27 protein-coding genes and 1 pseudogene are annotated in these 26,357 nt (G+C 59.3%); 20 read left to right on the top strand and 8 right to left on the bottom strand.

Annotated elements, in window-relative coordinates:
* Nucleotides 1-22: 22 nt before the first annotated feature.
* Complete coding sequence (locus ABIB60_RS16275; RefSeq protein ID WP_354581352.1) at nt 23-1,255, bottom strand: PIG-L family deacetylase; 1,233 nt, start codon at nt 1,253-1,255, stop codon at nt 23-25.
* A 264-nt stretch (nt 1,256-1,519) separates the two neighbouring features.
* A complete protein-coding gene (gene sucD, locus ABIB60_RS16270; protein WP_315997996.1) occupies nt 1,520-2,401 on the bottom strand; it encodes a succinate--CoA ligase subunit alpha in 882 nt (293 codons plus the stop codon).
* Nucleotides 2,402-2,681: 280 nt separating this feature from the next.
* Here sucD and ABIB60_RS16265 point away from each other — a divergent pair.
* A pseudogene (locus ABIB60_RS16265) lies at nt 2,682-3,656 on the top strand (PLP-dependent cysteine synthase family protein); the annotation flags it as partial.
* Nucleotides 3,657-3,697: 41 nt separating this feature from the next.
* Nucleotides 3,698-4,105 carry a response regulator gene (locus ABIB60_RS16260; RefSeq protein WP_354581350.1) on the top strand — a complete coding sequence of 136 codons (408 nt, stop codon included), beginning with the start codon at nt 3,698-3,700 and terminating at the stop codon, nt 4,103-4,105.
* 93 nt (nt 4,106-4,198) lie between these two features.
* Here ABIB60_RS16260 and ade read toward each other — a convergent pair whose 3' ends face one another.
* Complete coding sequence (gene ade / locus ABIB60_RS16255; RefSeq protein ID WP_354581348.1) at nt 4,199-5,854, bottom strand: adenine deaminase; 1,656 nt, start codon at nt 5,852-5,854, stop codon at nt 4,199-4,201.
* 84 nt (nt 5,855-5,938) lie between these two features.
* On the opposite strand from ade, the gene ABIB60_RS16250 reads away from it, so the two are divergent.
* The 13 genes from ABIB60_RS16250 to ABIB60_RS16190 all read left to right on the top strand — a co-directional run bounded on the left by ABIB60_RS16250 (nt 5,939) and on the right by ABIB60_RS16190 (nt 15,485).
* On the top strand, nt 5,939-6,097 hold the full coding sequence (locus ABIB60_RS16250) for a hypothetical protein (RefSeq protein WP_354581347.1): 159 nt from the start codon (nt 5,939-5,941) through the stop codon (nt 6,095-6,097).
* A 63-nt stretch (nt 6,098-6,160) separates the two neighbouring features.
* Nucleotides 6,161-6,814, top strand: coding sequence for a hypothetical protein (locus ABIB60_RS16245; RefSeq protein WP_354581346.1), 654 nt, complete (start codon nt 6,161-6,163; stop codon nt 6,812-6,814).
* 10 nt (nt 6,815-6,824) lie between these two features.
* Nucleotides 6,825-7,217 carry a hypothetical protein gene (locus tag ABIB60_RS16240; protein ID WP_354581345.1) on the top strand — a complete coding sequence of 131 codons (393 nt, stop codon included), beginning with the start codon at nt 6,825-6,827 and terminating at the stop codon, nt 7,215-7,217.
* A 41-nt stretch (nt 7,218-7,258) separates the two neighbouring features.
* The gene (gene cmk, locus ABIB60_RS16235; protein ID WP_354581344.1) at nt 7,259-7,975 is read left to right on the top strand and encodes a (d)CMP kinase; all 717 of its coding nucleotides are present in this window, start codon (nt 7,259-7,261) and stop codon (nt 7,973-7,975) included.
* 129 nt (nt 7,976-8,104) lie between these two features.
* Nucleotides 8,105-8,989: a 4-hydroxy-3-methylbut-2-enyl diphosphate reductase gene (locus tag ABIB60_RS16230; RefSeq protein ID WP_354581343.1), complete on the top strand. Its 885-nt coding sequence runs from the start codon at nt 8,105-8,107 to the stop codon at nt 8,987-8,989.
* Nucleotides 8,990-9,141: 152 nt separating this feature from the next.
* Nucleotides 9,142-9,696 (top strand): DUF502 domain-containing protein, encoded by a 555-nt coding sequence (locus ABIB60_RS16225; RefSeq protein ID WP_354581342.1) that lies wholly within the window; start codon nt 9,142-9,144, stop codon nt 9,694-9,696.
* 178 nt (nt 9,697-9,874) lie between these two features.
* Nucleotides 9,875-10,162: a 2TM domain-containing protein gene (locus ABIB60_RS16220; protein WP_354581341.1), complete on the top strand. Its 288-nt coding sequence runs from the start codon at nt 9,875-9,877 to the stop codon at nt 10,160-10,162.
* A 100-nt stretch (nt 10,163-10,262) separates the two neighbouring features.
* Entirely contained in the window at nt 10,263-11,384 is a 1,122-nt protein-coding gene (locus ABIB60_RS16215; RefSeq protein ID WP_354581340.1) for a PQQ-dependent sugar dehydrogenase, read from the top strand.
* A 122-nt stretch (nt 11,385-11,506) separates the two neighbouring features.
* Complete coding sequence (locus ABIB60_RS16210) at nt 11,507-11,968, top strand: ATP-dependent zinc protease family protein (protein WP_354581339.1); 462 nt, start codon at nt 11,507-11,509, stop codon at nt 11,966-11,968.
* An 83-nt stretch (nt 11,969-12,051) separates the two neighbouring features.
* Nucleotides 12,052-12,993 (top strand): 30S ribosomal protein S6--L-glutamate ligase, encoded by a 942-nt coding sequence (gene rimK / locus ABIB60_RS16205; RefSeq protein WP_354581338.1) that lies wholly within the window; start codon nt 12,052-12,054, stop codon nt 12,991-12,993.
* A gap of 198 nt (nt 12,994-13,191) precedes the next feature.
* Nucleotides 13,192-14,265: a succinylglutamate desuccinylase/aspartoacylase family protein gene (locus ABIB60_RS16200; protein WP_354581336.1), complete on the top strand. Its 1,074-nt coding sequence runs from the start codon at nt 13,192-13,194 to the stop codon at nt 14,263-14,265.
* 142 nt (nt 14,266-14,407) lie between these two features.
* Complete coding sequence (locus ABIB60_RS16195; protein WP_354581335.1) at nt 14,408-15,076, top strand: OmpH/Skp family outer membrane protein; 669 nt, start codon at nt 14,408-14,410, stop codon at nt 15,074-15,076.
* 214 nt (nt 15,077-15,290) lie between these two features.
* Nucleotides 15,291-15,485: a hypothetical protein gene (locus tag ABIB60_RS16190; protein WP_354581333.1), complete on the top strand. Its 195-nt coding sequence runs from the start codon at nt 15,291-15,293 to the stop codon at nt 15,483-15,485.
* Between the two features lie 62 nt (nt 15,486-15,547).
* Here ABIB60_RS16190 and ABIB60_RS16185 read toward each other — a convergent pair whose 3' ends face one another.
* The 4 genes from ABIB60_RS16185 to ABIB60_RS16170 form a co-directional block, all read right to left on the bottom strand.
* The gene (locus tag ABIB60_RS16185) at nt 15,548-16,114 is read right to left on the bottom strand and encodes a hypothetical protein (protein WP_354581331.1); all 567 of its coding nucleotides are present in this window, start codon (nt 16,112-16,114) and stop codon (nt 15,548-15,550) included.
* A gap of 60 nt (nt 16,115-16,174) precedes the next feature.
* The gene (locus ABIB60_RS16180) at nt 16,175-16,843 is read right to left on the bottom strand and encodes an NAD-dependent epimerase/dehydratase family protein (protein WP_354581329.1); all 669 of its coding nucleotides are present in this window, start codon (nt 16,841-16,843) and stop codon (nt 16,175-16,177) included.
* Between the two features lie 236 nt (nt 16,844-17,079).
* The gene (locus ABIB60_RS16175) at nt 17,080-17,919 is read right to left on the bottom strand and encodes a CvfB family protein (protein WP_354581327.1); all 840 of its coding nucleotides are present in this window, start codon (nt 17,917-17,919) and stop codon (nt 17,080-17,082) included.
* 197 nt (nt 17,920-18,116) lie between these two features.
* On the bottom strand, nt 18,117-20,021 hold the full coding sequence (locus ABIB60_RS16170; RefSeq protein ID WP_354581326.1) for a BamA/TamA family outer membrane protein: 1,905 nt from the start codon (nt 20,019-20,021) through the stop codon (nt 18,117-18,119).
* A gap of 215 nt (nt 20,022-20,236) precedes the next feature.
* On the opposite strand from ABIB60_RS16170, the gene ABIB60_RS16165 reads away from it, so the two are divergent.
* The 5 genes from ABIB60_RS16165 to rfbD all read left to right on the top strand — a co-directional run bounded on the left by ABIB60_RS16165 (nt 20,237) and on the right by rfbD (nt 24,583).
* Nucleotides 20,237-21,505 (top strand): putative DNA modification/repair radical SAM protein, encoded by a 1,269-nt coding sequence (locus ABIB60_RS16165; protein WP_315997975.1) that lies wholly within the window; start codon nt 20,237-20,239, stop codon nt 21,503-21,505.
* A 96-nt stretch (nt 21,506-21,601) separates the two neighbouring features.
* Complete coding sequence (locus tag ABIB60_RS16160; protein ID WP_354581325.1) at nt 21,602-21,787, top strand: hypothetical protein; 186 nt, start codon at nt 21,602-21,604, stop codon at nt 21,785-21,787.
* Nucleotides 21,788-21,827: 40 nt separating this feature from the next.
* On the top strand, nt 21,828-22,700 hold the full coding sequence (locus ABIB60_RS16155) for an alpha/beta fold hydrolase (RefSeq protein WP_354581324.1): 873 nt from the start codon (nt 21,828-21,830) through the stop codon (nt 22,698-22,700).
* Nucleotides 22,701-22,710: 10 nt separating this feature from the next.
* On the top strand, nt 22,711-23,664 hold the full coding sequence (locus tag ABIB60_RS16150) for a TIGR03915 family putative DNA repair protein (RefSeq protein ID WP_354581323.1): 954 nt from the start codon (nt 22,711-22,713) through the stop codon (nt 23,662-23,664).
* 61 nt (nt 23,665-23,725) lie between these two features.
* Nucleotides 23,726-24,583, top strand: a complete 858-nt coding sequence (gene rfbD / locus ABIB60_RS16145) for a dTDP-4-dehydrorhamnose reductase (RefSeq protein WP_354581322.1) — start codon at nt 23,726-23,728, stop codon at nt 24,581-24,583.
* Nucleotides 24,584-25,115: 532 nt separating this feature from the next.
* Here the strand turns inward: rfbD and ABIB60_RS16140 are convergent.
* Complete coding sequence (locus tag ABIB60_RS16140; protein WP_354581320.1) at nt 25,116-26,336, bottom strand: MFS transporter; 1,221 nt, start codon at nt 26,334-26,336, stop codon at nt 25,116-25,118.
* Nucleotides 26,337-26,357 lie beyond the last annotated feature (21 nt).

Raw genomic sequence — 26,357 nt, 5'->3', positions numbered from 1 at the left:
AACGGTACCGTAAAACTACGCACTAACGCACCACTGATAGCTTCTGCTGCCGCCGATATTTGCCTACCCGTAGTTCTGCAACGTAGGTGCCGGAGGCCGGAAAGCGCTGCACGTCCAGCCACTGGTCGTGACGGCCGGCCTGCTGGGACTCACCGCGTAACAGCTGAACCACCTCCCGGCCCTGCATATCCAGTACCCGTAGCCACACGGGAGCCGCTATAGGCAAATCGAAGGTTAACTGGCTTGAAGCAGAGAAAGGGTTCGGAAAGGCCGGCTGCAGCACCAAGTGGTCCGCCAGCAAGGCATCTTCATCATCGTTCTGCCCAGTGGTGGCGGCTGGAGCTGTCGGCGGCAGCTGCGGGCCCGCCTGGTGTTTTACCTGCACGTATTGGTGACCCACAAAAGCCAAGTGTTTGGTATCCCAGGGGTCTTCCTGGCCCAGGCTCACCATAGTCTGGCAATAGGCGCGATAGGCTTGCTGCTGGCTGCTGATCTGAGCCGAGGACAAATTGACCGGGCGTTTGCTTACGTCGTACCCCACGTACTGCAGAAAGCGGCACTCCAGTCCCCGCATCGTATGCTGAGCCAATTGGCCCGCCATGTAATGGTCAGAATGGTCGCCGGAGTTAAGGCGTATATCGGTTTGCGCGGTGTGCAGGGTCAGTTGACCTTTAATGGCTTCGTGAGCCAGCAGCTCCCGAACGGTTTGGCTCAAATCGTCCCAGGAAGTGTAGGGAGCTCCGCCATTTAGCGGAGTCAGCGCTTTGCCAGCATCCCGCAGAAGCTTCAGGCTCTGGAAGCTACCGCGGGCCAAGCCCCGGCCGTGCACTCCGCCATCGGGCAAATGCAGGTAGAAGGCTACCAGGTTCTGGCTGCGGTACATATCAATGGAATGACCATTAATCTGCAGCTTGTCAGAAAATGAGGTAGAGGCCAGGCTGGCCCAGGGGTTGGCTATCTGCCGCACCGAGGCCCGGTGGCTGGCTTCCCGGCTTTGCCAGTAGCTGTCGGCCGGCTCATCGGCTTGCCCGCCCGTCAGGCAGACAAACACAATCTTGCGGCGCGTATGCTTGGCTTCCTCACTGATTGCCGCTCCCATAAACAGCTGCCAATCATCGGGGTGGGCTGTAATGATGGCCGTCCACTTCGGGGTCGGCTGGCAGGGTGCCGGAGCTGCCGCCGATTGGGCGCGCACCAGGCTCGGAATCTGACAGAGAAAGAACAGTAGAAATCCCCAGAGTAAATTCTTTCTCATGCAAAATTGATAGGAAGGGAAGCTGAGCAGTACTGCGCAGATCAAATGTATCGATTCGGCAATGAAAAGGCTATACGGTTGCTTTTTTACTAGGTGAATGGCGTGAAAGAGCGGGTTAATAGCAAATAGCGCTGGCTGGCCGCAATGCTGGCTGAATAGGACGATTCAGCAGCAAAACCAACTATGCAGCCCAGCCAGACCAAAAAAAGGAGGCTCCCTTTTGTAGGAGCCTCCTCTAAGGTAGTCAGGGAGTAGCAGGGAAGGTTACTTGCTGCCCAGTACGCGCAGCATGGTGTCGCCAATTTCAGCGGGCGAATCCACTACGTGGATGCCACACTCGCGCATGATGGCCATTTTCGCAGCGGCCGTATCATCGGCACCGCCTACGATGGCCCCGGCGTGGCCCATGCGGCGGCCGGGAGGCGCGGTCTGGCCGGCAATGAAGCCTACTACGGGCTTCTTGTTGCCGGTTTCTTTAATCCAGCGAGCAGCTTCGGCTTCCATGCCACCGCCAATTTCGCCAATCATTACGATGCCCTCGGTTTCGGGGTCGTTCATGAGTAGCTCCACGGCTTCTTTGGTGGTGGTGCCAATGATGGGGTCACCGCCGATGCCGATGGCCGTGGTTTGGCCCAGGCCGGCTTTGGTGAGTTGGTCAACGGCCTCGTAGGTCAGCGTGCCCGACTTGGATACAATACCCACGCGGCCTTTCTGGAAAATGAAGCCGGGCATGATACCCACTTTGCACTCGCCAGCCGTCATTACGCCGGGGCAGTTAGGCCCGATCATGCGCAGACCCTCGCGGCCTTTCAGGTATTCCTTCACCGCAATCATGTCCTTGGTGGGGATGCCTTCGGTGATGGTCACGATTACCTTGATGCCGGCGTCAGCCGCTTCCATAATAGCGTCGGCGGCGAAAGCCGGGGGCACGAAGATGATGCTGGTATCGGCACCGGCCTGCTCTACGGCTTCGGCTACGGTGTTGAACACGGGGCGCTCCAGGTGCTGGGTGCCACCCTTGCCGGGCGTTACGCCACCCACCACGTTGGTGCCGTATTCAATCATCTGCTGGGCATGGAACGAGCCTTCGGAGCCCGTAAAGCCCTGCACAATCACTTTGGAATCCTTGTTTACCAGAACACTCATAGAAGTGGGGTTAGCGGAAGATGCTGATGTGTGGGGTGGGAAGTGCCGCTACAGCCAAGCTGGCGGCGGGGCAAAAGTAGATGTTTTTGCCGCTTGGGCGAAGCGAATGCCGGATTAATCGGTGGGCCCCACCCGGATACTGTTCCAAACTGCCGCCAAACCGTCTGCAAAGGCCCTTCGAGTGCACCGGCTAACTTCTGGCCGGAGCCTGCTGCTCCCGTCCGGAATCCGTACCTTTGCCGCCTCTCTCCCAGTACCTCTTACCCCTCTCACCCGTACTATGTATCTGAATAACATTGTGGAAGCCATTGGCAACACGCCGCTGGTGAAGCTAAATAAAGTTGCGGCTGGCATCAAAGGCACCGTGCTGGTTAAAGTGGAGTACTTCAACCCCGGCAACTCGGTGAAGGACCGCATGGCGGTTAAAATGGTGGAGGATGCCGAGAAGGCGGGCCTGCTTAAGCCCGGCGGCACCATCATTGAAGGCACCAGCGGCAACACTGGCATGGGCCTGGCCCTGGCTGCCATTGCCAAAGGCTACAAGTGCATCTTCGTGATGAGCGACAAGCAAAGCAAGGAAAAGCAGGATATTTTGCGGGCGGTGGGTGCCCAGGTGGTTGTTTGCCCCGTAGATGTAGCCCCCGAGGATCCACGCTCTTATTACTCGGTAGCCAAGCGCCTGAGCGAGGAAACGCCCAACTCGTTCTATCCCAACCAATACGACAATATGTCGAACACGGCGGCGCATTACGAGAGCACCGGCCCCGAAATCTGGAAGCAGACTGAAGGCACTATCACGCACCTGGCCTGCGGGGTGGGCACGGGCGGTACCATCTGCGGCACGGCCAAATACTTAAAGGAGCAAAAGGCTGACCTAGTAACGGTAGGCCTGGATACCTATGGCTCAGTGTTCAAAAAGTACAAGGAAACGGGCATCTTCGATGAAAACGAAATCTACCCGTACAAGACTGAGGGCATTGGGGAAGATATTCTGCCCAAGAATGTAAACTTCGACCTGATTGATCTGTTCATCAAAGTAACCGACAAAGATGCGGCCCTGATGACACGCCGGCTTGCCAAGGAAGAAGGCCTGTTTGTGGGCTGGTCCTGCGGCTCGGCAGTACACGGAGCCCTAGAATATGCCAAAGAACATTTGCAGGAAGATGATACCATGGTCATCATCCTGCCGGACCACGGCACGCGCTACCTCGGCAAGATTTACAACGATGACTGGATGCAGGCCCAGGGCTGGCTGTAAACCGGCGCTTTTGCTCATCCACTTTAACCGAACATAGTATGACTAAAAAGCTGCGAAACGTGGTGCTGGTAGACGACAACGAGACTACCTGTTTCCTGAATAACCGGCTTTTAAATCGGTTGGAAGTGGCCGAGCAGGTGCTGACGTACTCGAAAGCGGAGCAGGCCTACCAGGAGCTGTGGGGTAGCCACAAAGAGCAGCCCACTGCCGAGATGCCCGATCTGGTGTTCGTGGATTTGAAAATGCCCGGCATGGATGGCTTCGAGTTTCTGAAGCTCTACAGCGCCCTGCCGGAGGACGTACGCCGCCGAACCGTGCTGGCGGTCCTGACTACCTCCATGCACGCCGCCGATACGGCCCGCGTGGCACAGTACGAGGGCGTGGAGTACCTAGCCAAGCCCCTCACGGAGGAAAAAATGCAGAAGCTGCTGCACAAGCGGTTTTAAGTCAAGTCAAAGCGAAAAAGTCAAAAGTGAAAGCCCCGACGGTCCTACCGTTCGGAGCTTTCACTTTTGACTTTTTCGCTTTGACTTCTGCCCTTACACCACGGCTTCCACGAACCGGAAGGCTTCGCCATCAAACAGGCCCTTGTCGCTGAGCTTAAGGCTGGGGATAACCAGCAGAGCCATGAAGGAAAGCGTCATGAACGGAGCCTGCAGGGTGGAGCCTAACTCCTTGGCCAGCGCATCTACGGCGCTGTAGGCAGCGGCTACCTCGGGCCCCGGCTGGTCCGACATGAGGCCGGCCACGGGTAGCGGCAGGATAAGCTCCCGCCCATCGGGGGCTACTACCGCCAAGCCGCCACGGGCTTCAATTACCAGGTTTACCGCGCGGGCCAGGCTTTCATCGTCGCAGCCCACGGCCGTGATGTTGTGCGAATCGTGGCCAACGCTGCTGGCCAGGGCTCCGCGTTGCAGCCCGAAGCCCTGGATGAAGGCCACGGCTGGTGGGGCGGGCTGGTAGCGGTTCACCACAGTGAGCTTCAACACATCCTGGGCAATGTTAGGCACTACTAGGCCGCTTTCTACGCGGGCCGGCACATCGTGGCGGGCAGTAATGAGCTGTCCATCAAAGCACTCAATTACGCGTACGGTGGCGGCAGCCTGAGGCGCAGGTAGGTGGAATGCCGCCGGCTGCACGGGGTCGGCGGTGAAATTATTGACTACCGCCACCGGCACTGCCGGAATCAAGGTGCGGCCATTCTCGGCTACCAGCTCTCCGTTCAAATAGGTCTGGCGTACCTGGAACTCTATTAAGTCATCTACTACGATGAAATCGGCGGGGTCACTTGCCCGGAGCAGACCCACGGGCAGGCGATAGTGCTCTACGGGGTTGCGGCAGGCCACGCGCAGCACTTGCAGCACCTCCTGGCCCCGGGCCACGGCTCGCTGCACCAACTGGTTGATGTGGCCCAGCACCAGGGTATCGGGGTGCTTGTCGTCGGAGCAGAACATCAGGTGCTCATGGTGCTCGGGCAGCAGATCAATGAGAGCCTCAAAGTTGCGGGCCGCAGAGCCTTCCCGAATCAGCACCTTCATACCCACGGCCAGCTTGTCCAGGGCCTCTTCGGCCGTGAAGCACTCGTGGTCGGTGCTGATGCCGGCCGAGGCGTAGCGGGCGGCGTCCTCGCCCCGTAGGCCGGGGGCGTGGCCATCCACGGGACGGTTGTACTGCTGGGCCAGCCGGATCTTCTCCATCACCAGCTCGTCGCGGCCCAGCACGCCCGGCCAGTTCATCATTTCAGCCAGGTAGCCAATTTCGGGGTGCTCCCGGAACAGCAGCTCAATATCCTGGGCCGTTATTTCGGCCCCGGCCGTTTCAAACGGTGTGGCCGGCACGCAGGAGGGTGCCCCAAAGCAAAACTTGAACGGTACCTGCGCCGCATTTTGCAGCATGTATTGCACTCCAGCCACGCCCAGTACATTGCCAATTTCGTGGGGGTCGGAGACGGTGGCTACGGTGCCGTGTACTACTGCCAAGCGAGCAAACTCGGAGGGCACTAACAGGGAGCTTTCTACGTGTACGTGTGCATCTACAAAGCCCGGCAGCGCATAAGGCAGGGCCGCATCGGGGGCAGTGGCACCGGTGGGCTCAATGCGGGCAATGCGGCCGGCTGCTACGTGAATAGTAGCCGGCGTTATCGTGTTGTCAAACAGATTGATAACGTTGGCGCGGAGCTGAAAATCGGCGGGCATAGGGCAGGAGCGGGGCTCGGTGAAAAGTAGGGCCGGCAGGCGGCTAACGGGTAAAGAACCGTATATTTGCCGAAAATCCGTGCCGTGAGAAAGATTGTGACTTTGCTACTGGCTGCCCTGCTGGGGGGCTCGGGCCTGCTGACAACTGGCTGCGCTACCCGCACTCCGCAGCAGAAAAAAACCGCCTCGGTTAAGCGCAAAGCCAAGTTCGGCAAAGTACCCTGCCCCTGCGAAAGTCACTAACTCTTCCGCCGGTAGTGCCGATAAATGTTGTCTGGTTCCGTATCTAACGCTCTGCTCGTGCCCGTGAAATACATCGTCTGCTATAGTCTGCTGCTGGCCGCATTGCTTCTCAGCGCTGGTACGGCGTACGGACAGCTTAACCCGGTGTACCACAATATGGGTGGCCGGTCTGCCAGGGCACTCAGCGGACCGGGGGCCTGCCAGTTGGCCGATGGACGTTGGCAATCCGGCAAATTGCGGCTGGAACCATCGGGTCATTTGCGGATTCAGCCCGCGGAAGGTGAATCCAACGTGTATCAAGCAGGAGAGCTACAAGGCTTCGTGCTGAAAACTGATACGTTCGGAGTAGTTCGCAACGTGAATACTCCCTCCCAAAGAATAGCGGCGGCATTTGCCCAGAAACTATACCGTTACGGGCAATTCACAGCATACAAGTTCGACCCGCGCTACATGGGCGCAACGGAAACTTTTTTGGGGCTGGAAACCGCTAATCCATCTTATGCGATGGACCTGGTGTTGCAACCCGCCACCGGCGACGCGGTACTAGTGCCAACGGGCCGGAATGCTTTCACGCAAACCATGCTCCGCTTGGTAGGAAATTGCCCGGAACTGGCCACGCAGATTACCAAAGGCAAGCTGGGCCGTCAGCACATGCGGCAAATTTTGCAGACTTACGCTCATTGGCAGCAAGCTAATCCGCAGTCCGCTACTAACTAACCCGCACCTCATGCCCGAAGAAAACCCAGTTGCCGCCCTTGTAACGGCCGCCGAAGCCGTGCGCCAGCAGCTCCGCGTAAACGCGTTTGACGCCGCCGCCGTGCAGCGCCTCGCTGAGCTGATTGAAGAGCAACGACCTACTATCAAGGAAGCGGAGCGCCAGGGCGTGATTACCGCGTTGGGCTGCTTTCTGGGCCAGTGCCTGGTAACGGCCTACCAGGGCGAGTGGGCTACCGGCCGCGACGGTACTACCGGCGTGGGCATCAACGGCGTCAATTTCTTCAATCCCTTCTTCCGCGTGAGTGAGCAGTTGACCAAAGGCCTCGACCAGTCAGTAGCCACCTTCTTCGCGAGTGTACCCGAGCGCCTGGCCGCCCAGCCAAGCCGTAAAACCTGGATTTAGTGAGCCCTTCCCGTCAGTCCGAGCCCAGCAGCGAACCTGTCATGCGAAAAATCGTCATTGCCATCGACGGCTATTCTTCCTGCGGCAAAAGCACCACGGCCAAGGCCGTGGCCGCCGAGCTGGGCTATGCCTACATTGATACCGGGGCCATGTACCGGGCGGTAACGCTGTACTTGCTGGAGCAGGGCATTGCCTTTGATGATCTGCCCCGGGTGGAACAGGCTCTGCACGAGATGCACATCAGCTTTAAGCGCAACCGCAAAACAGGCCGCAACGAGCTGTGCCTGGACGGCGTGATTCGGGAAGATGAAATCCGGCAGATGCGCATATCCAACCTGGTGAGTGAGGTGTCGGGAATACCGGCGGTGCGCCACGCCATGGTAAGCCAGCAGCAGCGCATGGGCCGCAAGCGGGGGGTGGTAATGGATGGGCGCGACATTGGCACTACCGTGTTTCCGGATGCGGAGGTAAAAGTATTTATGACGGCCGATGTGCTCACCCGGGCTCTGCGCCGCCAGGAGGAGTTGGCCGTGAAAGGCGAGCAGGTGCCGGTGGAAGCCATTGTGGACAACCTCAGCAAACGGGACCATCTCGACTCAACCCGCACCGAAAGCCCTCTGCGCCGCGCCTCCGACGCCGTGCTGCTTGATACCACCCACATGATGATTGATGAGCAGGTGGATTTCGTGCTGGAGCGGGTATCGGCCACCTTGTTCTCCCTGGCCGCTACCGGCTGGGCGCAGGACGCGGCCAAGTAAAGAAGACTTTGCGTATCAGGGAGAAAAAGGCAACTCCCCATTGTTGTTACTCAGATTGCGGCACAGGATTCGCAGCATATGCGGTAGTGGGCGAGGCTAGTTTGGTCCCGCTCCCAAGCAAAGGAGCTCATGAACGTCACCATCGATAAAAATTCCGGCTACTGTTTCGGCGTTGAGTTTGCCATTCAGATGGCCGAGGACGAATTGGCCCAGCAGGAAACCCTGTACTGCCTCGGCGACATTGTGCACAACCGTATGGAGGTGGAGCGCCTGCACGCCCTGGGGCTGCGCATTATTGAGCGTGAGCAGTTGGAGCAGCTGCACGATGCCAAAGTGCTTATCCGGGCCCACGGGGAGCCGCCGGCAACCTACGAATTGGCTTTGCGCAACAACATTGAGCTGATTGATGCCTCCTGCCCCGTGGTACTGAAGCTGCAAAACCGGGTAAAGCACGCCTTCGATGCCAGTACCCGCCAAAACGGCCAGATTGTAATTTACGGTCAGCCCGGCCATGCTGAGGTAACCGGCCTCGCGGGCCAGACGCTCAACAAGGCCATTATTGTGATGACGGAGCAGGACCTGGACCAGATTGACTTCTCCCGGCCCGTGACTTTGTTCAGCCAAACCACCAAGAGTACGGCCGGCTTTTACCACATGAAATCGGTGATTGAGGAGCGTATCCAGGCCGCTGGCGGCTCTTTGGAAGCGTTTGATGCCAACGACAGCATCTGCCGGCAGGTGAGCAACCGGGAGCCGGCCCTGGCCAAGTTTGCCACTCAGCACGATGTAGTGGTGTTTGTGAGCGGGCGCAAAAGCTCCAATGGCAAAGCCCTGTTTTCGGTAGTAAACAATACTAACCCCCGTAGCTACTTCGTGGAAAATGAGGGAGAAATGCAGGATGAGTGGTTTCACGGGGCCGAGTCGGTGGGGATTTGCGGGGCTACCAGCACGCCCATGTGGCTGATGCAGCGCGTGAAGGACCGGATTGAGGAAGTAACCGAGCACGTAGCATAGGGTATAAGTAAGTGTAGCACTGTCACTCCGAGCAACGCGAGGAATCTGGGACAACCGGTAGAAGGTAACTCCAGATTCCTCGCGTTGCTCGGAATGACAATTTTGGTGGGTCTTGGTTCTACCTAACTTGCCGGCTTCAACTCCTTTCTTTCATGCGGCGCATCCTCAATTACTTTCTCAGCGGCTTCCTGATTGTAGCCCCCATCGGGCTGACCATTTACATCCTGTACGCGCTGCTGCGCTGGCTCAACGACTTGTTTGCGGGGCTGAGCTTTGATGTGCCGGGCCTGGGGCTGGTGGTGGCAATTCTGCTGATAACGGCGGTAGGGTTTGTGGCGAAGTCGTTTCTGGTGCGGCCTTTCCTCATTATCACCGAGCGGCTACTACACCGCACGCCCTTAGTAAGCATCATCTACTCCAGCCTCAAGGACCTGTTTGATGCTTTCGTGGGCGACAACCAGAAGTTTAACCGCCCGGTGCTGGTGCGCATGAGCAGCCAAGAGCAAGTGTTCAAAATGGGTTTTGTCACCCAACCCAGCATGCAGGCCATCCACCGCGACGAGCTGCTGGCCGTTTACTTCCCTCACTCCTACAACTTTAGCGGGGAACTAGTGCTGGTGCCCGTCCAGAACATCACCTACCTGGATTTGCCCAGCTCCGAAGTCATGAAATTTATCGTGTCTGGCGGCGTCTCGCGGCTGGGGTAAAAGGTGAAATGGCGAAGTTGTGCAGTTCTCGTTCTGAGCTTTCACAACTTCACCACAGTTCGGGTGGGTTTTTTGACAATTCAGGTGCGCGAAATGACCGTTTGGGTAACCTGGCTTTTCAGCATCTTATTGAAAAGCATAGGTTTGTTTCATCCAATCACCCAAACGCTCCCGCATCATGGAAACCCCGGCTCGTGACCCCCAACTGTGGCGTATAGCAAAAGCTCGTGCCAAGTTCAAATCCCACCTGTTCACCTACTTTGCTGTGAATGCGCTGCTCTGGACCATCTGGCTGCTGACGGACCGGCACTATACCCACGGCATTCCGTGGCCCGTCTGGTCGACGGTGTTCTGGGGAATTGGTGTATTCATGAACGGGGTAGGTGTATACGGCGGCTTTGGAAAGATGAACCTGTCGGAGCGTGAGTACGAGCGGCTACTGCGCCAGCGCACCAACCAGATGTAAGCGGGGAGTTCCAGGGCGGCAGCCACCACCGCATTCCTACCACCCTACAGCTACTAGCTGAACAAGCAACCTTCGGGGCCAGAAGCGGGTTTGTGGCAGTATGAACACTCGCCACCTTCTTCCGCTGTTACTGGCCCCGCTGGCGGCCTTCACTTCCGGCCCTAAACCCGCCCCTGTCGCCGACGCCAATCTGAGCAAGATTAAGCTGCCGGCCGGCTTCACCATCAGCTACTTTGCCCAGGGCGTGAAAAGCGCCCGGGAGCTGGCCGTAGGCCCCGATGGCACCGTGTATGTGGGCACCAAGGACGATAAAGTATACGCCCTGCCCGACCGCAACAAGGATGGCCGCGCCGATGAGGTGGTAACGGTGGCTACCGGCCTGAATGCGCCCAACGGTGTGGCCGTGCGCAACGGAGCCCTGTACGTGGCCGAAATCAACCGGATTGTGCGCTACGACAACATTGCCCAACGGCTCAAGCAGAAGCCCCAGCCGGTGGTGGTGTACGGCAAGCTGCCCAGCAAAGAGTGGCACGGCTACCGCTACATCAGCTTCGGGCCCGATGGTAAACTGTACGTGCCAGTGGGCGCACCCTGCAACACCTGCCTGCCCGAGGAGCCGATTTATGCCACCATCAACCGCATGAACCCCGATGGCTCGGGCCTGGAAACCTACGCCTACGGCGTGCGCAACACCGTGGGCTTCGACTGGAGTCCCCGCGACAAAGCCCTCTGGTTTACTGACAACGGCCGCGACCAGCTGGGCGACAACCTGCCCGCCGACGAGCTGAACCGCGCCGCCGGTCCCGGTCAGCACTTTGGGTTTCCGTACTTTTTTGCCGGTGACGTGGCCGACCCTGAGTTTGGCAAGGGCAAATCGGCGGATACCTATGTGAAGCCCGCCCGCAAGCTGGGGCCGCACGTGGCCGCGCTGGGTATGAAGTTTTACACCGGGACTAAATTTCCGGCCCAGTACCGCAACCAGATTTTCATTCCCGAACACGGCTCCTGGAACCGTAGCACCAAAATTGGCTACCGCATCAGCCTGGTGAAGCTGGATGCCACTGGCAAGCAGGCCCTGAGCTACGAAACCTTTGCCGACGGCTGGCTGCAGGGCAAGACGCCCTGGGGCCGCCCCGTGTGCCTGCTGGTGCTGCCCGATGGCTCCCTGCTCGTGAGCGACGACCAGAACGACGCCGTGTACCGCATCAGTTACAAAGGCTAGCGGTGAAATTGTGAGGGGTGAAGTTGTGAAATAAGGTAGGTACTCTGCTACTTGCGCGTAGTGCACCGCAGTACCCGCTTACCGCCTTTCACAACTTCACCCTTCACAATTTCACATTTGCTATGAAACAGCGCGGACCGAAACGGACGGTAGGGCGGCGGGAACTGGTTGATTTTCCCGCGTTTCAGCTGTGGGGGGTGGAGGCCAAAGTGGATACCGGCGCGTACACGGGGGCCATTCACTGCTCCAATATTCACGTAGAAACCACCCCGGATGGCCGCCAGTGCCTGCGCGTGCAGCTGCTCGACCCTTCCCACCCCAACTTCGACGGCTCCCCCATGCAGTTCGAGGAGTTTTCCCTGCGCGACATCCGTTCCTCCAACGGCGACGTACAGGAGCGCTACGTCATTCGGGCGGTTATCCGGTTGTTTGGGGAGGATGTGGAAACCGAGTTTTCCCTCTCCGACCGTTCCGATATGAAATACCCGGTGCTAATTGGGCGCGTACTGCTGCGGCAGGCGCGCCTGGTGGTGGATGTGGCCCGGCGCAATCTTTCTTACAAAAATCACCTGGCGGCCCGCTGAAAAGCGCGTAGTGTGCCAATAGGCGCGCCTATCTTTGCCGGGAGCTTTGGCCCGTATTCTTTTCTGTACCCTATTCTTTCCCAATGAAACTGGCCATTCTGTCGCGTGAGCCCAAGCTCTACTCTACCACGCGCCTGGTAGAAGCTGCCGAGCAGCGCGGGCACCAGGCCCTGGTAGTCGACCACCTGCACTGCAACCTCGTGCTGGAAAAGGGCAAGCCAGGTATTATCTACCAAGGTCAGCCTCTGGAAGGCTTTGATGCTATTATTCCGCGTATTGGGGCTTCCGTTACGTTTTATGGCTGCGCCGTGGTGCGGCAGTTTGAGATGATGAAGGTGCGCACAGCCGTGGAAAGCCAGGCCATTGTGCGCAGCCGGGACAAGCTCCGCTCCATGCAGATTCTGGCCCGCGCCGGCGTAGGCATGCCCAAAACGGCCTTCACCAACTACTCCGACGAAGTGCCCGCCATGATTCAGCAGGTGGGAGGCGCCCCAGTTATCATCAAGCTCTTGGAAGGTACGCAGGGGTTGGGCGTAGTGCTGGCCGAGTCGGAAAAAGCAGCGCAGTCGGTTATCGAGGCCTTTCACAACCTCAAGGCCCGCATTATTGTGCAGGAGTTTATTGCCGAAAGCAAGGGTGCCGACCTGCGCGCTTTTGTGGTAAATGGGGAAGTGGTAGGGGCTATGAAGCGCCAGGGCAAGGAGGGCGAGTTTCGCTCCAACCTGCACCGGGGCGGCTCGGGTACCCTGGTCAAGCTCAGTCGGGCCGAAAAGGCGGCGGCTTTGCTGGCCACTAAAGCCCTGGGCCTGGGCATTGCCGGCGTGGATATGCTGCAGAGCAAGCGGGGCCCGCTGGTGCTGGAGGTGAACTCCTCGCCCGGCCTGGAGGGCATCGAAAAAGCCACCGGCCTCGATATTGCCGGCAAAATCATTGAGTACACCGTGGACCTGGCCAAGAAGAGAAAAGGCAAGCAGCCAGCCGCCGCCAAGCAGGCGGAGCCGCAACCCGATTCTCAGCCCGATTAATGCAAACTACTGCCGAGGTACGGTAAACGCCTGGGGTTTTCGTACCTTCCAACAACGGGACGCTGTATCGGGTGCAGGAGAAGGGTGGGGGAGGTTGGCTCGGGGCAGTGGCCGGAACGCAGGGCTCCAGCATTGCGCGCATCAGGAACTGAAGTACCGGTTTGGGGCTGGAGGCCTGGGCCATAAGCCGCCCCGCCCTTGTCGTTTACTGCCTCCTCCAAACCGCTTTTTCTTAACGGCCTCTCCATTGCCCCCGGCGAGCAGGTGCTCACCCGCCTGGTTATTTCGCGGCTGCCCTCCGGTACCGTCATTGATATTCCGGTGCACGTGTTCCGCTCCCGGGAGCCGGGACCCACGGTGCTGCTGATGGCCGGCATGCACGGCGACGAGGTCAACGGCATTGAAACCATCCGGCGCCTGATTCGGCGCAATATGCTGCACCCGTTGCGGGGCACCATCATTGCCATTCCCATCCTCAACATCTACGGGTTCCTGAACTTCTCGCGGGAGGTGCCCGACGGGAAGGACGTGAACCGCTCGTTTCCGGGCAACCCGCGCGGCTCCCTGGCCAGCCGCGTAGCTCACCGCTTCATGCGCGAAATCATGCCCCTGATTGATTACGGCATTGATTTTCATACGGGCGGCGCGGCCCGGGCCAACATCCCGCAAATTCGCTGCCTGCTGCACCAGGATGCCGAAACCGATGCCTTAGCCGAGGCCTTTGCAGCTCCGTTTACCCTGCACGCCGGCCTGCGCCCCGGTTCCCTGCGCGAAACCGCCATGCAGGAAGGCCGCCGCATTATCGTGTACGAAACCGGGGAGTCGCTCAGGCTGGATGAGGAAGGTATTGACCTGGGTATAGCCGGCACGCTGCGGGTGCTGCACCACTTGGGCATGCTACCCGAAGCCGCACCCCCGGCCCGCGCCACCGTAGTGTGCATGCGCTCTACCTGGCTGCGGGCCAAATATGCCGGCCTGTTTCGCAGCCTGGTAAAGCTGGGAGAATACATTGAGAAAGGGCAGGTATTCGGGTCGGTGGCTGACCCCTACGGGGAGCGTTCCGTGCGCCTGGAGTCACCGGTGGCTGGCTACATCATCGGCCTGAACCACATGCCAGTTGTCAACCAGGGTGATGCCCTCGTACACGTCGGCCGCACTGACACCGCCCTGAGCCGCACCGACCTGGCTGTGCCTTTCGATGAAAAGCCGGCCAAGCCCACGGAGGTAGAAACCGAGGAAGATGAAGAGGCCGGGGAGGAAGAGCTGAGCTAGAACCGCTGCGCGATGCTCCGCTCTGCATGGCGTTCTTTCGACGCAACTGTCCACATAGCCTAGAAGGCACGCAATGGCTCCGCACTAATCCGTACTTTTGGCCGGCCGCGTGGCGGCGCATTTTTCCACTTCTTGCTTCTGAATGAAAAACTCTGTTCAACTGGCTATTAATGTGGTGCTGGCTATTGCTGTGGCCGTACTGTTTTACCTGCACTTTGCCAGCAGCCCGGCCAAGCCCATCCGCAAACCCGTTGCCGTTAAAACCACCGACTCGACGGGTACCGTAACCACCGTGGCCCCCGTGGAGGAGGCGCAGGATGAGTTGGTGGCCGTAGCGGATACCGATAAAATTGCCTACGTGGAATCGGGGAAGCTGCTGGACGGCTACCAGGGCATGAAGGACGCGCGCAAAACCATGGAAGCCAAAGCCCGCAAGTGGGAAGCCCAAAACCAGACCATGGTGCGCGGTTTCCAGACGGCCGTGCAGCAATACCAGCAAAAAGCCGAAGGCATGACCCAGGAGCAGCGCGCCACTACCGAACAGCAACTGCAGCAGCGCCAGGCTCAGGTAGCCCAGGAGCAGGAAAAGCTACAGCGCCAGGCCCAGGAAGAGGAGGCTCGCGTAACCCAGCAGGCGCTTGACCGGGCCAACAAACAAATGGAGAAGTACGGCAAGGCCAATGGCTACCGGCTCATTCTGCTGACTGGCATGAACGGCGGCTCCATTGCCTACGGCCGCAAAGACCTGGACATCACCAGCGCCGTACTCAAATACCTCAACGACGAGTACCGGACGCCAAAAGGAAAATAGCCCCCACCAAGTGGTACTACCTGAGCGGCCCGGTTTGTGAAAATCGGGCCGCTCCTGCGTTAAACCTTGCAGGAACAGCAGCGTCAAACCAGTAGCCCGGGCGCCTCGCTAGGAGGTACCTTTGTTATCTGAACTGACAATGAAAAACCTTCTGAAATTTCCGGCCTTGGTTGCCGTACTGCTTGTGTCAGCGGCTTCCTTACTAACTGGTTGTGTGGCCACGATTCCTGCTACTACCGCCGTGGTGGTACGGCCCGCCCCGCCAGCTTACCGGCCCTACTACCGTCCGCGCTACCGCCCGTATTATCGGCCTGCCCCGGTGGTCGTATCGCCCCGCCCGGTAATTGTGACGCCGGCTCCCCGGCCCTATTACAATTACCGCCCGCACCGCTACTACCGGGGGCGGTAACTGTCAAAATAAAGAAGCCCCTCCAGGACACCGGAAGGGGCTTCTTTATTGAAAACCTTGGGTTAGAAAGCAAAGCGTAAGCTCAGGGCGGCATCGTTATAGAAGCCGGTGTAACCGTCGAATACCTCGAAGAACGGTTTGTAATCAACTCCTATCACGAAGGGCAGGTCCTCCATTTTGTACTCCAGGCCCAGAATCAGGTCGGCGCCGCCTACCACGTAGTTAGCATCATCGTACCAGTACTGGCGGTAGTAGTACCGGTCTCTATTACGGCGGAAGCGCACATCCTCGAAGTAATAGCGGCCCCGGTAGGAGCCAATGTGGGCGCCGGCGCCGTAATAAAACTGCAGGCCTTTGAAGTCGGAAATGGCTTTGTGCTTTTCCAGTAGCAGCGTGAGCCGTCCGCCCCGGGCGGCGTATTCCCGCGTCAGCAGGCCTTCAACTGCCACATTGTTCTTGCCACTCAGGAAATGCTTCACGGTGAGGCCCGAAGACCAGCCGCCGCCCCGCAGCCCGATGCCCGTTTCGTAGCCGGCCCCGGAGCCTCCTTTTTTCCTGCTCTGCGCCTGTGCGCCCTCACCTGCGGCCAGCAGCCCCAGGGCTACTGCACCAATACACCAATACTTCATGCGAAAAGGAAAACAGTTGATCTGAAATCGTCCCGCAAAAGTACAAATCAACTGCATACATTACCGGGTACGTGCGCTTTCTTTGGCAATAGCATCGGAGAGATGCACGTGGTGGCCGCTGCCTTCTGCCTCGGCCGCCCGCAGCATAGCCCGGGCTACCGCACCAGCCGTAATGGCCCGGTATTTTTGCAAAGGGCCCCGGAGCACCGGACGCAGTACCCGCAGCACGGCGGCCCCCAGCCGTTCCCCCAGCCGCGGCTGGGCGCGGCGGCCCAGCAGCAAAGAGGGGCGGAAAATGTGGATTGCCCGGAAAGGAGCCTGGGCTACGGCCTCTTCCATTTCGCCCTTCACGCGGTTGTAGTATATCCGGGAGCGGGCATCGGCCCCCATAGCGGATACCAGCAGCAGTTGGGCCGCAAAATTAGCCGCCGTAAGGGCCGCCAGTTTCACCACGTACAGGTAATCAACCTGGTAAAAGGCTTCGCGGGAGCCAGCCTGGCGCATGGTGGTTCCCAGGCAGCAGAACACGTCATCGGCAATGAGCTGGAGGCGGTGCTGTTCCAGGTTATCGAAGTCGAGCAGGCGCTGCTCCAGCTTGGGGTGCACCACGGGCAACGGACGGCGGCCCACAGCAATAACCCGCTCATACCGCTCGGAGGCCAGCAGCAAGGGAAGCAATTGGGAGCCGACAAGGCCGCTGGCACCCGCAATAAGCGCGGTTTTAGGCACGGAACAGTAGGGTAGGAGTGAATGGATAGCGCGGGGGCGGTAAGAGGACGACAGAACAGTAGCAAAAGCCTGTACGTGCCGCGCCCCCAAAACGCCGCCTACTTATCGGTACAGATGGATAGCCCCAACCAAGCGTTGCCTCGGCCAAAGCGTTAGGATCCAAAGCAGCCGCGCCGGTGGCAGCCTCGGGCACCAAGGCTGCCACCGGCGCGGCGTACGTATTCGGGTGAAGTGGGCTAGCTGTCTTGGTGGAGTAGTTGCGTGTGCTCAGGAGCCAGTTGTACCAAGCCCTGCTTGTAGAGGGCTCCCAAAGCCTTTTTGAACACTTTTTTACTCATGCCCAAGCGGCGGTAAATATCATCCGGCTCACTTTTGTCGCCGAGGGGTAGCAGGCCGTTGGGGGCGCTTCGCAGAAAGGTGAGCAGGGTTTCGGCGGCAGCCAGGGCTTCGTCGTAGCCCGGTTTCTGCAAGCTCAGGTCCAGCTTGCCATCGGGGCGCACCTGCTTGATGTAGCCGGTCAGCACGTCGCCCAGGCGCAGCGGTTTGAACACCTCATTGTGGTAGACCACGCCCTGGTGGGTGCCATCCACAATCAGCTTATAGCCCAGGTCGGTTTCTTCGGCCACAAACAGCTCGGCCGTGTCGCCGGCCTTGCCCGCAAACGGTTGGTCACTGAGAAACCACTCCCATTTGGCCGAGGCCACAATCCGGTCGGTAGTTTCATCCAGGTACACAAACACGGTGGTTCGCTCGCCGGGGCGCAGGTTGCGGCGCTGGTTGCGGTAGGGCAGAAACAGGTCTTTCTCCAGGCCCCAATCCAGAAACGCCCCGGTGGTGCTTACATCGCGCACGGTAAGGGCCGCAAACTGCCCCACGCGCACGTAGGGCTCCAGGGTGGTAGCAATCAGGCGGTCCTCCGAGTCGCGGTACACAAACACGCGCAGCACGTCGCCCACGTAGGTGCCGGCCGGAATGTATTTGCGCGGAATCAGCAGGTCGCCGTCGTCGGATGATAGGTACATCCCGAAGTCCACCTCGCGGGCTACTTCCAGCTCGTTGAAATCACCAAGGTTCATAAAAATCAAAGATTTACGCAGATTGCAGCGCAGATTGCGCTGATGCAGCCGGGACTGGTTACCTAGCAAAGGTACGAGGGCCAAGCGGGCAAGTACTAGCAGCTCGGCGCAGGTATACTGGAGCAGTAAGCCGGAAGGCCACTGGCGGGCCATCGGTATCATCTTGCTTGGCCTTTCGGCTTACGCGAATCTGTAATTTACTGGTAGCGCACAATGCCGGGCTGGCCGAAGCTAAAGTCGCTGAAGTCGTAGTAGGCGCGGGAGTTCTCGAAGATGCGGATGCCGTTGGGCGAGGTCATGCCCCGGGGGTAGAAGCCGAACGTAATCTGGAAGGTGCGCAGGGCGGCGTACTCGTTACGGAAGCGCAGGCCCAGGCCAAAACCCGAGTAAGGTGCCTCAAAGAAAGGCAGCGTGCGGTTGAGGGTGCGGGCATTCAGCCAGGCTACATCGGCAAAGGCCAGGGCCGCCATTCGGAAGCCCAGAAAGGAAACGGGCGTGAACATGGTTACCTCGTAGTTGAGCGTGACCCGGCTGGTGCCCGTGAGCAGGCCCTCGGGCTGGAAGCCGCGCAGACCCCGCTCCCCATCAATGGTGAGGGGCTGCTCGCCGGGGCGGCGGTTGAGCCCGATGCTGTTGCGCTGCCACAAGAAATGCCGCCACTGGTAGTTGCCCGTGTGGTAGAGCCGCGTAAAGTACAGCAGCTCCCCGTTGAGCAGGCCCTGCTGCCAACTCCCGTCCCGCCGCCGTACAAAGGAGCCAAACTCCCCGTTCAGGTAGAGGTAGCCCCGCTGGGGGTGGTAGCCGGCGTAGGCCAGCCGCACCCCCAGGTAGCGCCGGTCGGCCACTTCATTGAACTCGTAGCCGGCCGTTAGGCTGGCCAGAGTGCCCGTCGGAATATCCTCGGTGCGGCCAAACCCGAACAGGTATTTGTCTTTGTAGTAGCGCCGCACGCTGTAGCCCACGGTACCCAGCACCAGGTTGGCGCTTTCGTAGTCGGGGGTGGGCTTGCGGCTGAAATTGGTGCGAATCACCCGGCCCGAAACAATCATGCGGCCGGGGTTCTCGTAGGCCAAATCGTAGCTTTTCAGCCGCAGGGCCCGGCCCAGCCAGGCATCCTGCGTGTTATAGCGCAACGACTTAAAGATGTAGGGAAACTCCTCCGAGCCATTACCGTCAATGGCCACCAGCCGGTCGAAATAATCGTAGCTGATGGCCCCGGCGTAGCGGGTATTGATGGAGTAAAAGTCGCGGTTGAACCGCACGCCGGCCTCCCGGGTGCGGGTTTGGTTGAAGTACCGGGCCTGGCCGTACAGAAAGTTGCGGAAGGGCACCAGGTACGTGCCGTTGTAGCGCCACGACTGGGCCTGGGGTCCATCGTCGCGGCGGCCGTACTCCAGGCGGTTCCGGAACTGGTGGCCCTGGCCCAGGAAATTCACGTCGCGCAGGCCAATAACGCCGGCCTGCACATCCCGGATAGCCAAGGAGCCGCTAATGCTGAAGATGTCCTTGGTTACTACCTGAATATCGACGCTGTCGGCGGTGGTGGTGCGCTCATTCACGTATACGCGGGCGTCCAGCAGCTCGGAGGTCTGGCGCAGCAGGCGTTCCGACTCGGCCAGGGCCTGGGGCTCCAGTTCCTCTCCCTCCCGGAACAACAGCACCTGCCGCACCCGGGCCTTGGTGGTTTTGATGTGCAGCGTGTTACCGGCTTTTTCCAGAATGTTGCGCGGCACCCGGGTAGTATCCGAAATGCTGAACCCGAAAGCATCGAGCGTGCGGATGCTGATGCGGCGTACTACTTTGTAGTTGTGGCGGTCAAACTGCCGGTCCAGCAGCGTGGCATCCAGCCCGGCCCGATCCTCGCGGCGCTCCGTAAAGTTGAACAGGGCCGAGGCGGCTTTACCGGCAATGGTTTTGCGCTTGGTGTACGCCTTCAGGCCGTTCAATACCCGTTCTTGGTCAAAGCGGCGGCGCAGGGAGTCGGGGCGGACCTTGCTGAGGCGGGTGGTGTCGGGTAGGGGCATAGCCGGCGTTTGGGCCGCTGCGGTGGTTGCGCAGGCCCAGCTCAGGAGCAGTCCACTAAGCCAGAACAGATACTTCATTGATGCAGGCAACGCCACAACTGGCAAGATACTAGATGCCGGCCCAATGCCGCCAGTTTCGGGCCCCGGAGCCGGCTCTTTTTCGCGGGGCAAGCGGGCGGGTATACACGCTATGATATTTCAGCTGATCCGGGAACAATTCTAAAAAAATTAGCCTTACAACCTATTGCATTGTACTGCATAAAACTTCTATTTTTAAGCCGTTAAAGCGCCCTATGAACGACCAGCGGATTCAGGAAAAGCTAAGTATTTTGGCCGATGCCGCCAAGTACGACGTGTCGTGCTCCAGCAGCGGCGGCAAGCGCAAAAACGAGGATAAAGGCCTCGGCAATGCAGAGGGCATGGGCATCTGCCACAGCTACACCGAAGACGGCCGCTGCGTAAGCCTGCTCAAGATTCTGCTGACCAACCACTGCATTTTCGACTGCGCCTACTGCGTGTCGCGCCGCTCTAACGATGTGAAGCGTGCCGCCTTCACCGTGGATGAGGTGGTGGAGTTGACCATGAACTTCTACCGCCGCAACTACATCGAGGGCCTGTTCCTGAGCAGCGGCATCTTTTCCTCGCCCGACTATACCATGGAGCGGCTGGTGCGCATCATCAAGAAGCTGCGCACGGAGCACCGATTCAACGGTTACATTCACGTGAAAGCCATTCCGGGTGCTTCGGAGGAGTTGATTCAGGAAGCCGGGCTGTACGCCGACCGCCTGAGCGTGAATATCGAGCTGCCCTCAGAAATGGCCCTGACCACGCTGGCCCCCGAGAAAAACTACGAGGAGATTCTGACCCCGATGGCTCAGATCCGGGACGGCATCATCCAGAATAAGGAGGAAAAGGCCCTGTTCAAAAAGGTGCCGCAGTTTGCCACCGCCGGCCAAAGCACCCAGCTGATTGTGGGCGCTTCCCAGGAAAATGACCTGCAAATCATCAATCTGAGCGATTCGCTTTATAAAGGCTATGGCCTGAAGCGGGTGTACTACTCCGGCTATATTCCGGTAACCGACGACGCCCGCCTGCCCCAAGTTACCCAGCCGCCCATGATTCGGGAGCACCGCCTCTACCAGACGGACTGGCTAATGCGCTTTTATGGTTTCCAAGCCGACGAAATTCTGGACCCCGCGCACCCCTTCCTCGATTTGGAAATTGACCCCAAGCTGGCCTGGGCCCTGCGCAACCGCCACGTCTTCCCGGTGGATATCAATGTGGCCGATTACGAGATGATTCTGCGGATTCCGGGAGTGGGCGCGCGCTCCGCGAAGCGCATTGTGGCGGCCCGCCGCTTCGGGCCGCTCAGCCTCGACCACCTGCACAAGTTTGGCGTGGTACTCAAGCGGGCCAAGTTTTTCCTGACCTGCCGGGGACAGGCTCTAGAAAAGCGTGACTACGATGAGCAAACCATCCGCCGCCAGATTCTTTTCGGTTCGGGCTCCGTCCGCTCCGCCCTCGTCACCCAACAGCTCGATTTGTTTGCCCAAGCCTCTTAAAACTGGTTTCTGGTTGGTGGTTCTTGGTTAGTGGCACTAAACCAAGCCCAAGACTTAACTAAAATCCATCAATCAGCAACTAAAAACCAAACTACCATGACTGTCTCTCATCGCGCTGCCGACGCGCCGGCCGCTACTGCCTCCGCTCCCAAACCCATGAAAGTTGCCCGGGTAGCCTGCTGCTGCAAGCTCGCTGACCTGCTGCCCATTGTGCAGCAGATGCACCGGGAAGTTGCGCAGAATCGGGCGAAGATGGGCGCGCAGTCGTCGGAGGCAGCCTGAACGGTAGCAACCTGCGACCCGGCGTTGGGGTACTGAGGACATGACGTACCCGCTGGAAGAGCATTTCGTGCGCACCAATGGCGTGCAGCTGCATGTGGTGCAGTGCGGGCCCGCAGAGGGGCCGTTGGTGGTGCTGTTGCACGGTTTTCCGGAATTCTGGTACGGTTGGCGTCATCAGATGCAGGCGTTGGCCGCTGCTGGCTACCGGGTGTGGGCACCCGACCAGCGCGGCTACAACCTCAGCGACAAACCCCGGGGCTCGGGTGCGTACCGCATCAACCACTTGGGCGCCGACATACTAGGGCTGCTGGATGCGGCCGGGCAGCGGCAGGCCCTGCTAGTGGGGCACGACTGGGGAGCGGCCGTGGCGTGGTGGCTAGCTGGGCATCGCCCGGAGCGGTTCACGCGGGTGGCCATTCTGAACGTGCCGCACCCGGCGGTGCTGGGCCGGGCTCTGCGGCGGGCCCCTCGTCAGCTGCTCAAAAGTTGGTACATCTTCTTCTTTCAGCTGCCCTGGCTTCCCGAAAAGCTGTTTCGGCGGCGGCAGTTTCGGTTTGGGCGCGGGGCGCTACGCGGCACCAGCCGGCCCGGCACATTCTCCGCCGATGATTTGCGGGAATACACTGCTGCTTGGGCTCAGCCCGGAGCCGTAACGGCCATGATCAACTGGTACCGAGCTGCATTTCGGTATGGTGGTCAGCAAGCTAAAGCGGCCCGTATTACTGTGCCAGTGCACATTCTGTGGGGCCGACAGGATGCTTTTCTGGAGCCGGAACTGGCCCAGCTTAGCTTAGAGTTGTGTGAGCAGGGGCAGCTTACCTACTTCGAGCAAGCTACCCACTGGCTGCATCAGGAAGAAGCCGCCGCCGTAAACGCCCTACTCCTGAATTTTCTCTCACTTTCCGCTGCCTGATCTTCCTGCCATGAGTCGTTCCTCTTTGTTGCGCCGCCAGGCTGACTTGGCGCCAGCTGCTGCTACGGTAGCAAGTGCCCGGCGCGCGGCCCCGCAGCTTACCAACGCGCCCCTCGATTATGGCTACGACGGGAGCTTTGAGGGGCTGCTTACGGTGCTGTTTACAGTATATGACCGGAAATCAGCGCCCAACAGCATCCAGCCGCTCGGGGCGGTGCAGGGCGGCCTATTTGCCCAACCCGTGGAGGTAGCAACCGATGAGGCCGCCGCTGCTCGCGTGTGGAAAGGACTGTTGCAGTACATGGACGGCGAGGCCCGGACCCGGCTATTCCACACTTTCTTGAGTGAGCAGCCCGACCGGGAGCTGGTCATCTTCCGCTACGCCGACTTGGCCATGCGCGCCGGCCGCGACATTTCGGAGCACTACGCCGACGATAACGTGCGCCGGGTGCAGCGCCTGGCACAGCAGATGTACCGGGAAAAGCACCGTATGGAGGCATTCGTGCGCTTCGAAAAAACCCAGGACGGCCTGTTTCACGCTACCATTGAGCCGGATTTCGACGTGCTGCCGCTCATTGCCGCCCATTTCACCAAACGCTACGCCGACCAGCGCTGGCTGATTTATGACCGGCGGCGGCACTACGGCCTCTACTACGATTTGCACCGCACCGACATTGTACAGTTTGACGCCGACACCACACCCCAGCGCAGCACGACCGTGTCGGCAACGGTGCTGGATGAACGGGAGCCGTTGTACAAGCTGCTCTGGCAGGCCTATTTCGACCACGTGAATATTCCGGAGCGGAAAAACCTGAAGCTGCACCGCCGCCACATGCCCCTGCGCTACTGGAAGTATCTGAGTGAAAAACAACCCCGGGAACAACGCTTCGAGCCTATCCGGAACAAGCGCCCAGTGCAGCCCGGCGGCCCGGCCCTGGAAGCCGGCGCAGCCGATATGAAGTAGGGGAGCGGCGAGAAAGGCGTAATTTGCGGCCGTTCTTCCATCTCGGCTTCTCCTTATTTCTATGGGTTCGATTCTTGTTTTCGGTGGCAGCGGCCAGCTGGGCCAGTGCCTGCAACATGTAGCGCAGCAGCGCATCATCACCAACATTGTATTTCTGCCCGAGGAGCAGGCCAATATTCTGAACCCGGACGTGCTGCGCGCCACCTTTGAGCAGCATCGGCCGGCCTACATCATCAACTGCGCCGCCTACACGGCTGTGGATAAAGCCGAGGATGAGGTAGAAATTGCCCGCAAAGTGAACCGGGACGGGGTGGAAAACCTGGCCCGCCTGTGCGGGGAGTTCAACACCAAGCTGCTGCACGTTTCCACCGATTTTGTGTTTGCTGGCACCGGCAACCAGCCCCTTACCGAAACCGATGCGGCTGAGCCCATCAGCGTGTACGGCCTCACCAAGCTGGAAGGCGAGCAGGTAATTCCGCCGCATACCAGCCAGTATTTCATTCTGCGTACCAGCTGGCTGTACTCGGAGTACGCCAACAACTTCGTGAAGACGATGCTGCGCTTTGGCAAGGAGCGGGAGGAAATGCGCGTGATTTGGGACCAGCTGGGTACGCCCACCTACGCCATCGACCTGGCCGGGGCCCTGCTCCACATCATCCAGACGGGCAACACGGCCTACGGCATCTACCACTACAGCAATGAGGGCGTTACCTCCTGGTACGACTTCGCAGTGGCCATTTTCGAGCTGGGCGGCCTGTCCACCCGCACCGTACCCATCCGCACCGCCGAGTACCCCACCAAAGCCACCCGCCCGTCCTTCTCGGTGATGGACAAAACCAAAGCTAAATCTGCCCTAGGCCTTGCTATTCCGCACTGGCGCGAGAGTCTGAAGGTGTGCATGGGGCGGCTGGCGGAGTGAATGCTGCTAAGCTACTGACGCACCCATATTGTATCAACAAAAATGGGCTCAACGGAGGTACGCTGCGACCGAAAGATGTAGTACCGTTCGTTCCCTGCCATAATTTCCGTTGTAAGCGGTACCGCTTTTCGTAAACGCTGAACGGATTCCGGTAAAACCTTCGTCGTACTCAAATAGCTGAGTTGATACGTGCAGCTATTCAGCCACTTTACTTTTAGAGTGGTTACATCGCCCGTCTGTTCCTCCGTCTCAGTCTGTATGGAGTCGTTCCGGTCAATCAGATAAGACAGGCCAGCTGGGCCACCTGTTGGGCGGAAAGCAAACTTCCCCACGCGAAATGACTTGCATGTTCGCTCGCTGATTGTGGGTTTGCATGCCAGAACGGTCAGCGTAGTGGCAATGAGGCAGAGCGTTGCGAAGGGCTTCATATTGTGCTGTAGCATTTGACCACGAAGTAAGCGCTACAGCGCAACATGCACGGCACCTTCTGCTGGCGCTGCACTATTTAGTGCTGCTTTGTTTCGAACAATGCTCACATAGCGGCGGTGCTTCGCCCGTAAAATCGGTTAGCTAGGTACGCCAGCGCCACCAAGCTCAGGCCCACAACGCAGACGCCGGGCCACTGAAAATGGTCCCAAGCGAGGCCGCCGAGGAAAGAGCCGGCGGAGGCCCCAATGAAGCAGGCGGTCATGTACACGGTGTTGAGGCGGCTACGGGCCTCGGGGCGGAGGCTGAAAATGCGCGTCTGGTTGGAAATGTGGGTCATCTGCTGGCCTACATCCAAGATTACCACGCCGGTAATAAGCCCCACCAGGTACATTCCGCCGAAGCCGAGCAGCATATACGCTCCCAGAAACAGCAGAATCCCCAGGTTCAGGGCGTAATCAGCCCCTTTGCGGTCGGCGGATTTACCGGCGAAGGACGCGGCAAATGCTCCGCTGGCTCCAATTAAGCCAAATAAGCCAGCTACTTCGGAGCCGTAGCGGTAGGTGGGACTTTCCAGAAAGAACACCAGCGTAGTCCAGAACGCGCTGAAGCCCCCAAACATGCAAGCGCCCACCAAAGCCGAGCGGCGCAATACCGGCAACTCCCGCACCAGCGTACCCAGGGAGCGAAGCAAGCTGCCGTAGCTGCCAGTAAATTGCGGCTGATTGCGCGGCAGCATGCGGGCTAGTACGGCGGTGAGCAGTACCATAAGGCCAGCCCCTACCCAAAACATGGTACGCCACCCAAAATGGGCCCCCACGTAGCCACTGACGGTACGGGAAAGTAACACCCCAATCAGCAAGCCGCTCATTACCTTGCCCACTACCTGCCCCCGCTGCTCATCTGAGGCCAGGGATGCGGCCATGGGAATCAGCAACTGCGGCACTGCCGAAAACAAACCAATTAGCAGACTCGCGGCCCCCAGAAAAGCAAAAGATGGCGCAATGGCCGCTCCGGCCATGCAGGCCGCCGAACATAGCAGCAACACCAACGTCAGGTTTTTACGCTCCCGCTTGTCGCCGAGTGGAACTACCAGCAGAAGTCCCAGCGTATAGCCCACCTGCGTAATGGTGGCCACCAGACTCGCACTGCTTTCCGACAGCCCAAATGTGCGGCCAATTTCTGCCAACAGGGGTTGGTTGTAATAGATATTGGCTACTACCAGCCCGCAGGTGACAGCCATCAGCCACACCAGCCCGGGGGCCAAAATGGCCGGTACGGTCGGTTTTTCTGCTACGGGTTGAAGCTCAGCAACAGGTTCTCTCATGAAAGCAAAAACCGCCGGACA

Source organism: Hymenobacter sp. UYP22, assembly GCF_040547285.1.
Taxonomy (GTDB): Bacteria; Bacteroidota; Bacteroidia; order Cytophagales; family Hymenobacteraceae; genus Hymenobacter.
The sequence above is the reverse complement of the archived record's forward strand: the minus strand, read 5'-3'. Positions and strand labels throughout refer to the sequence as shown.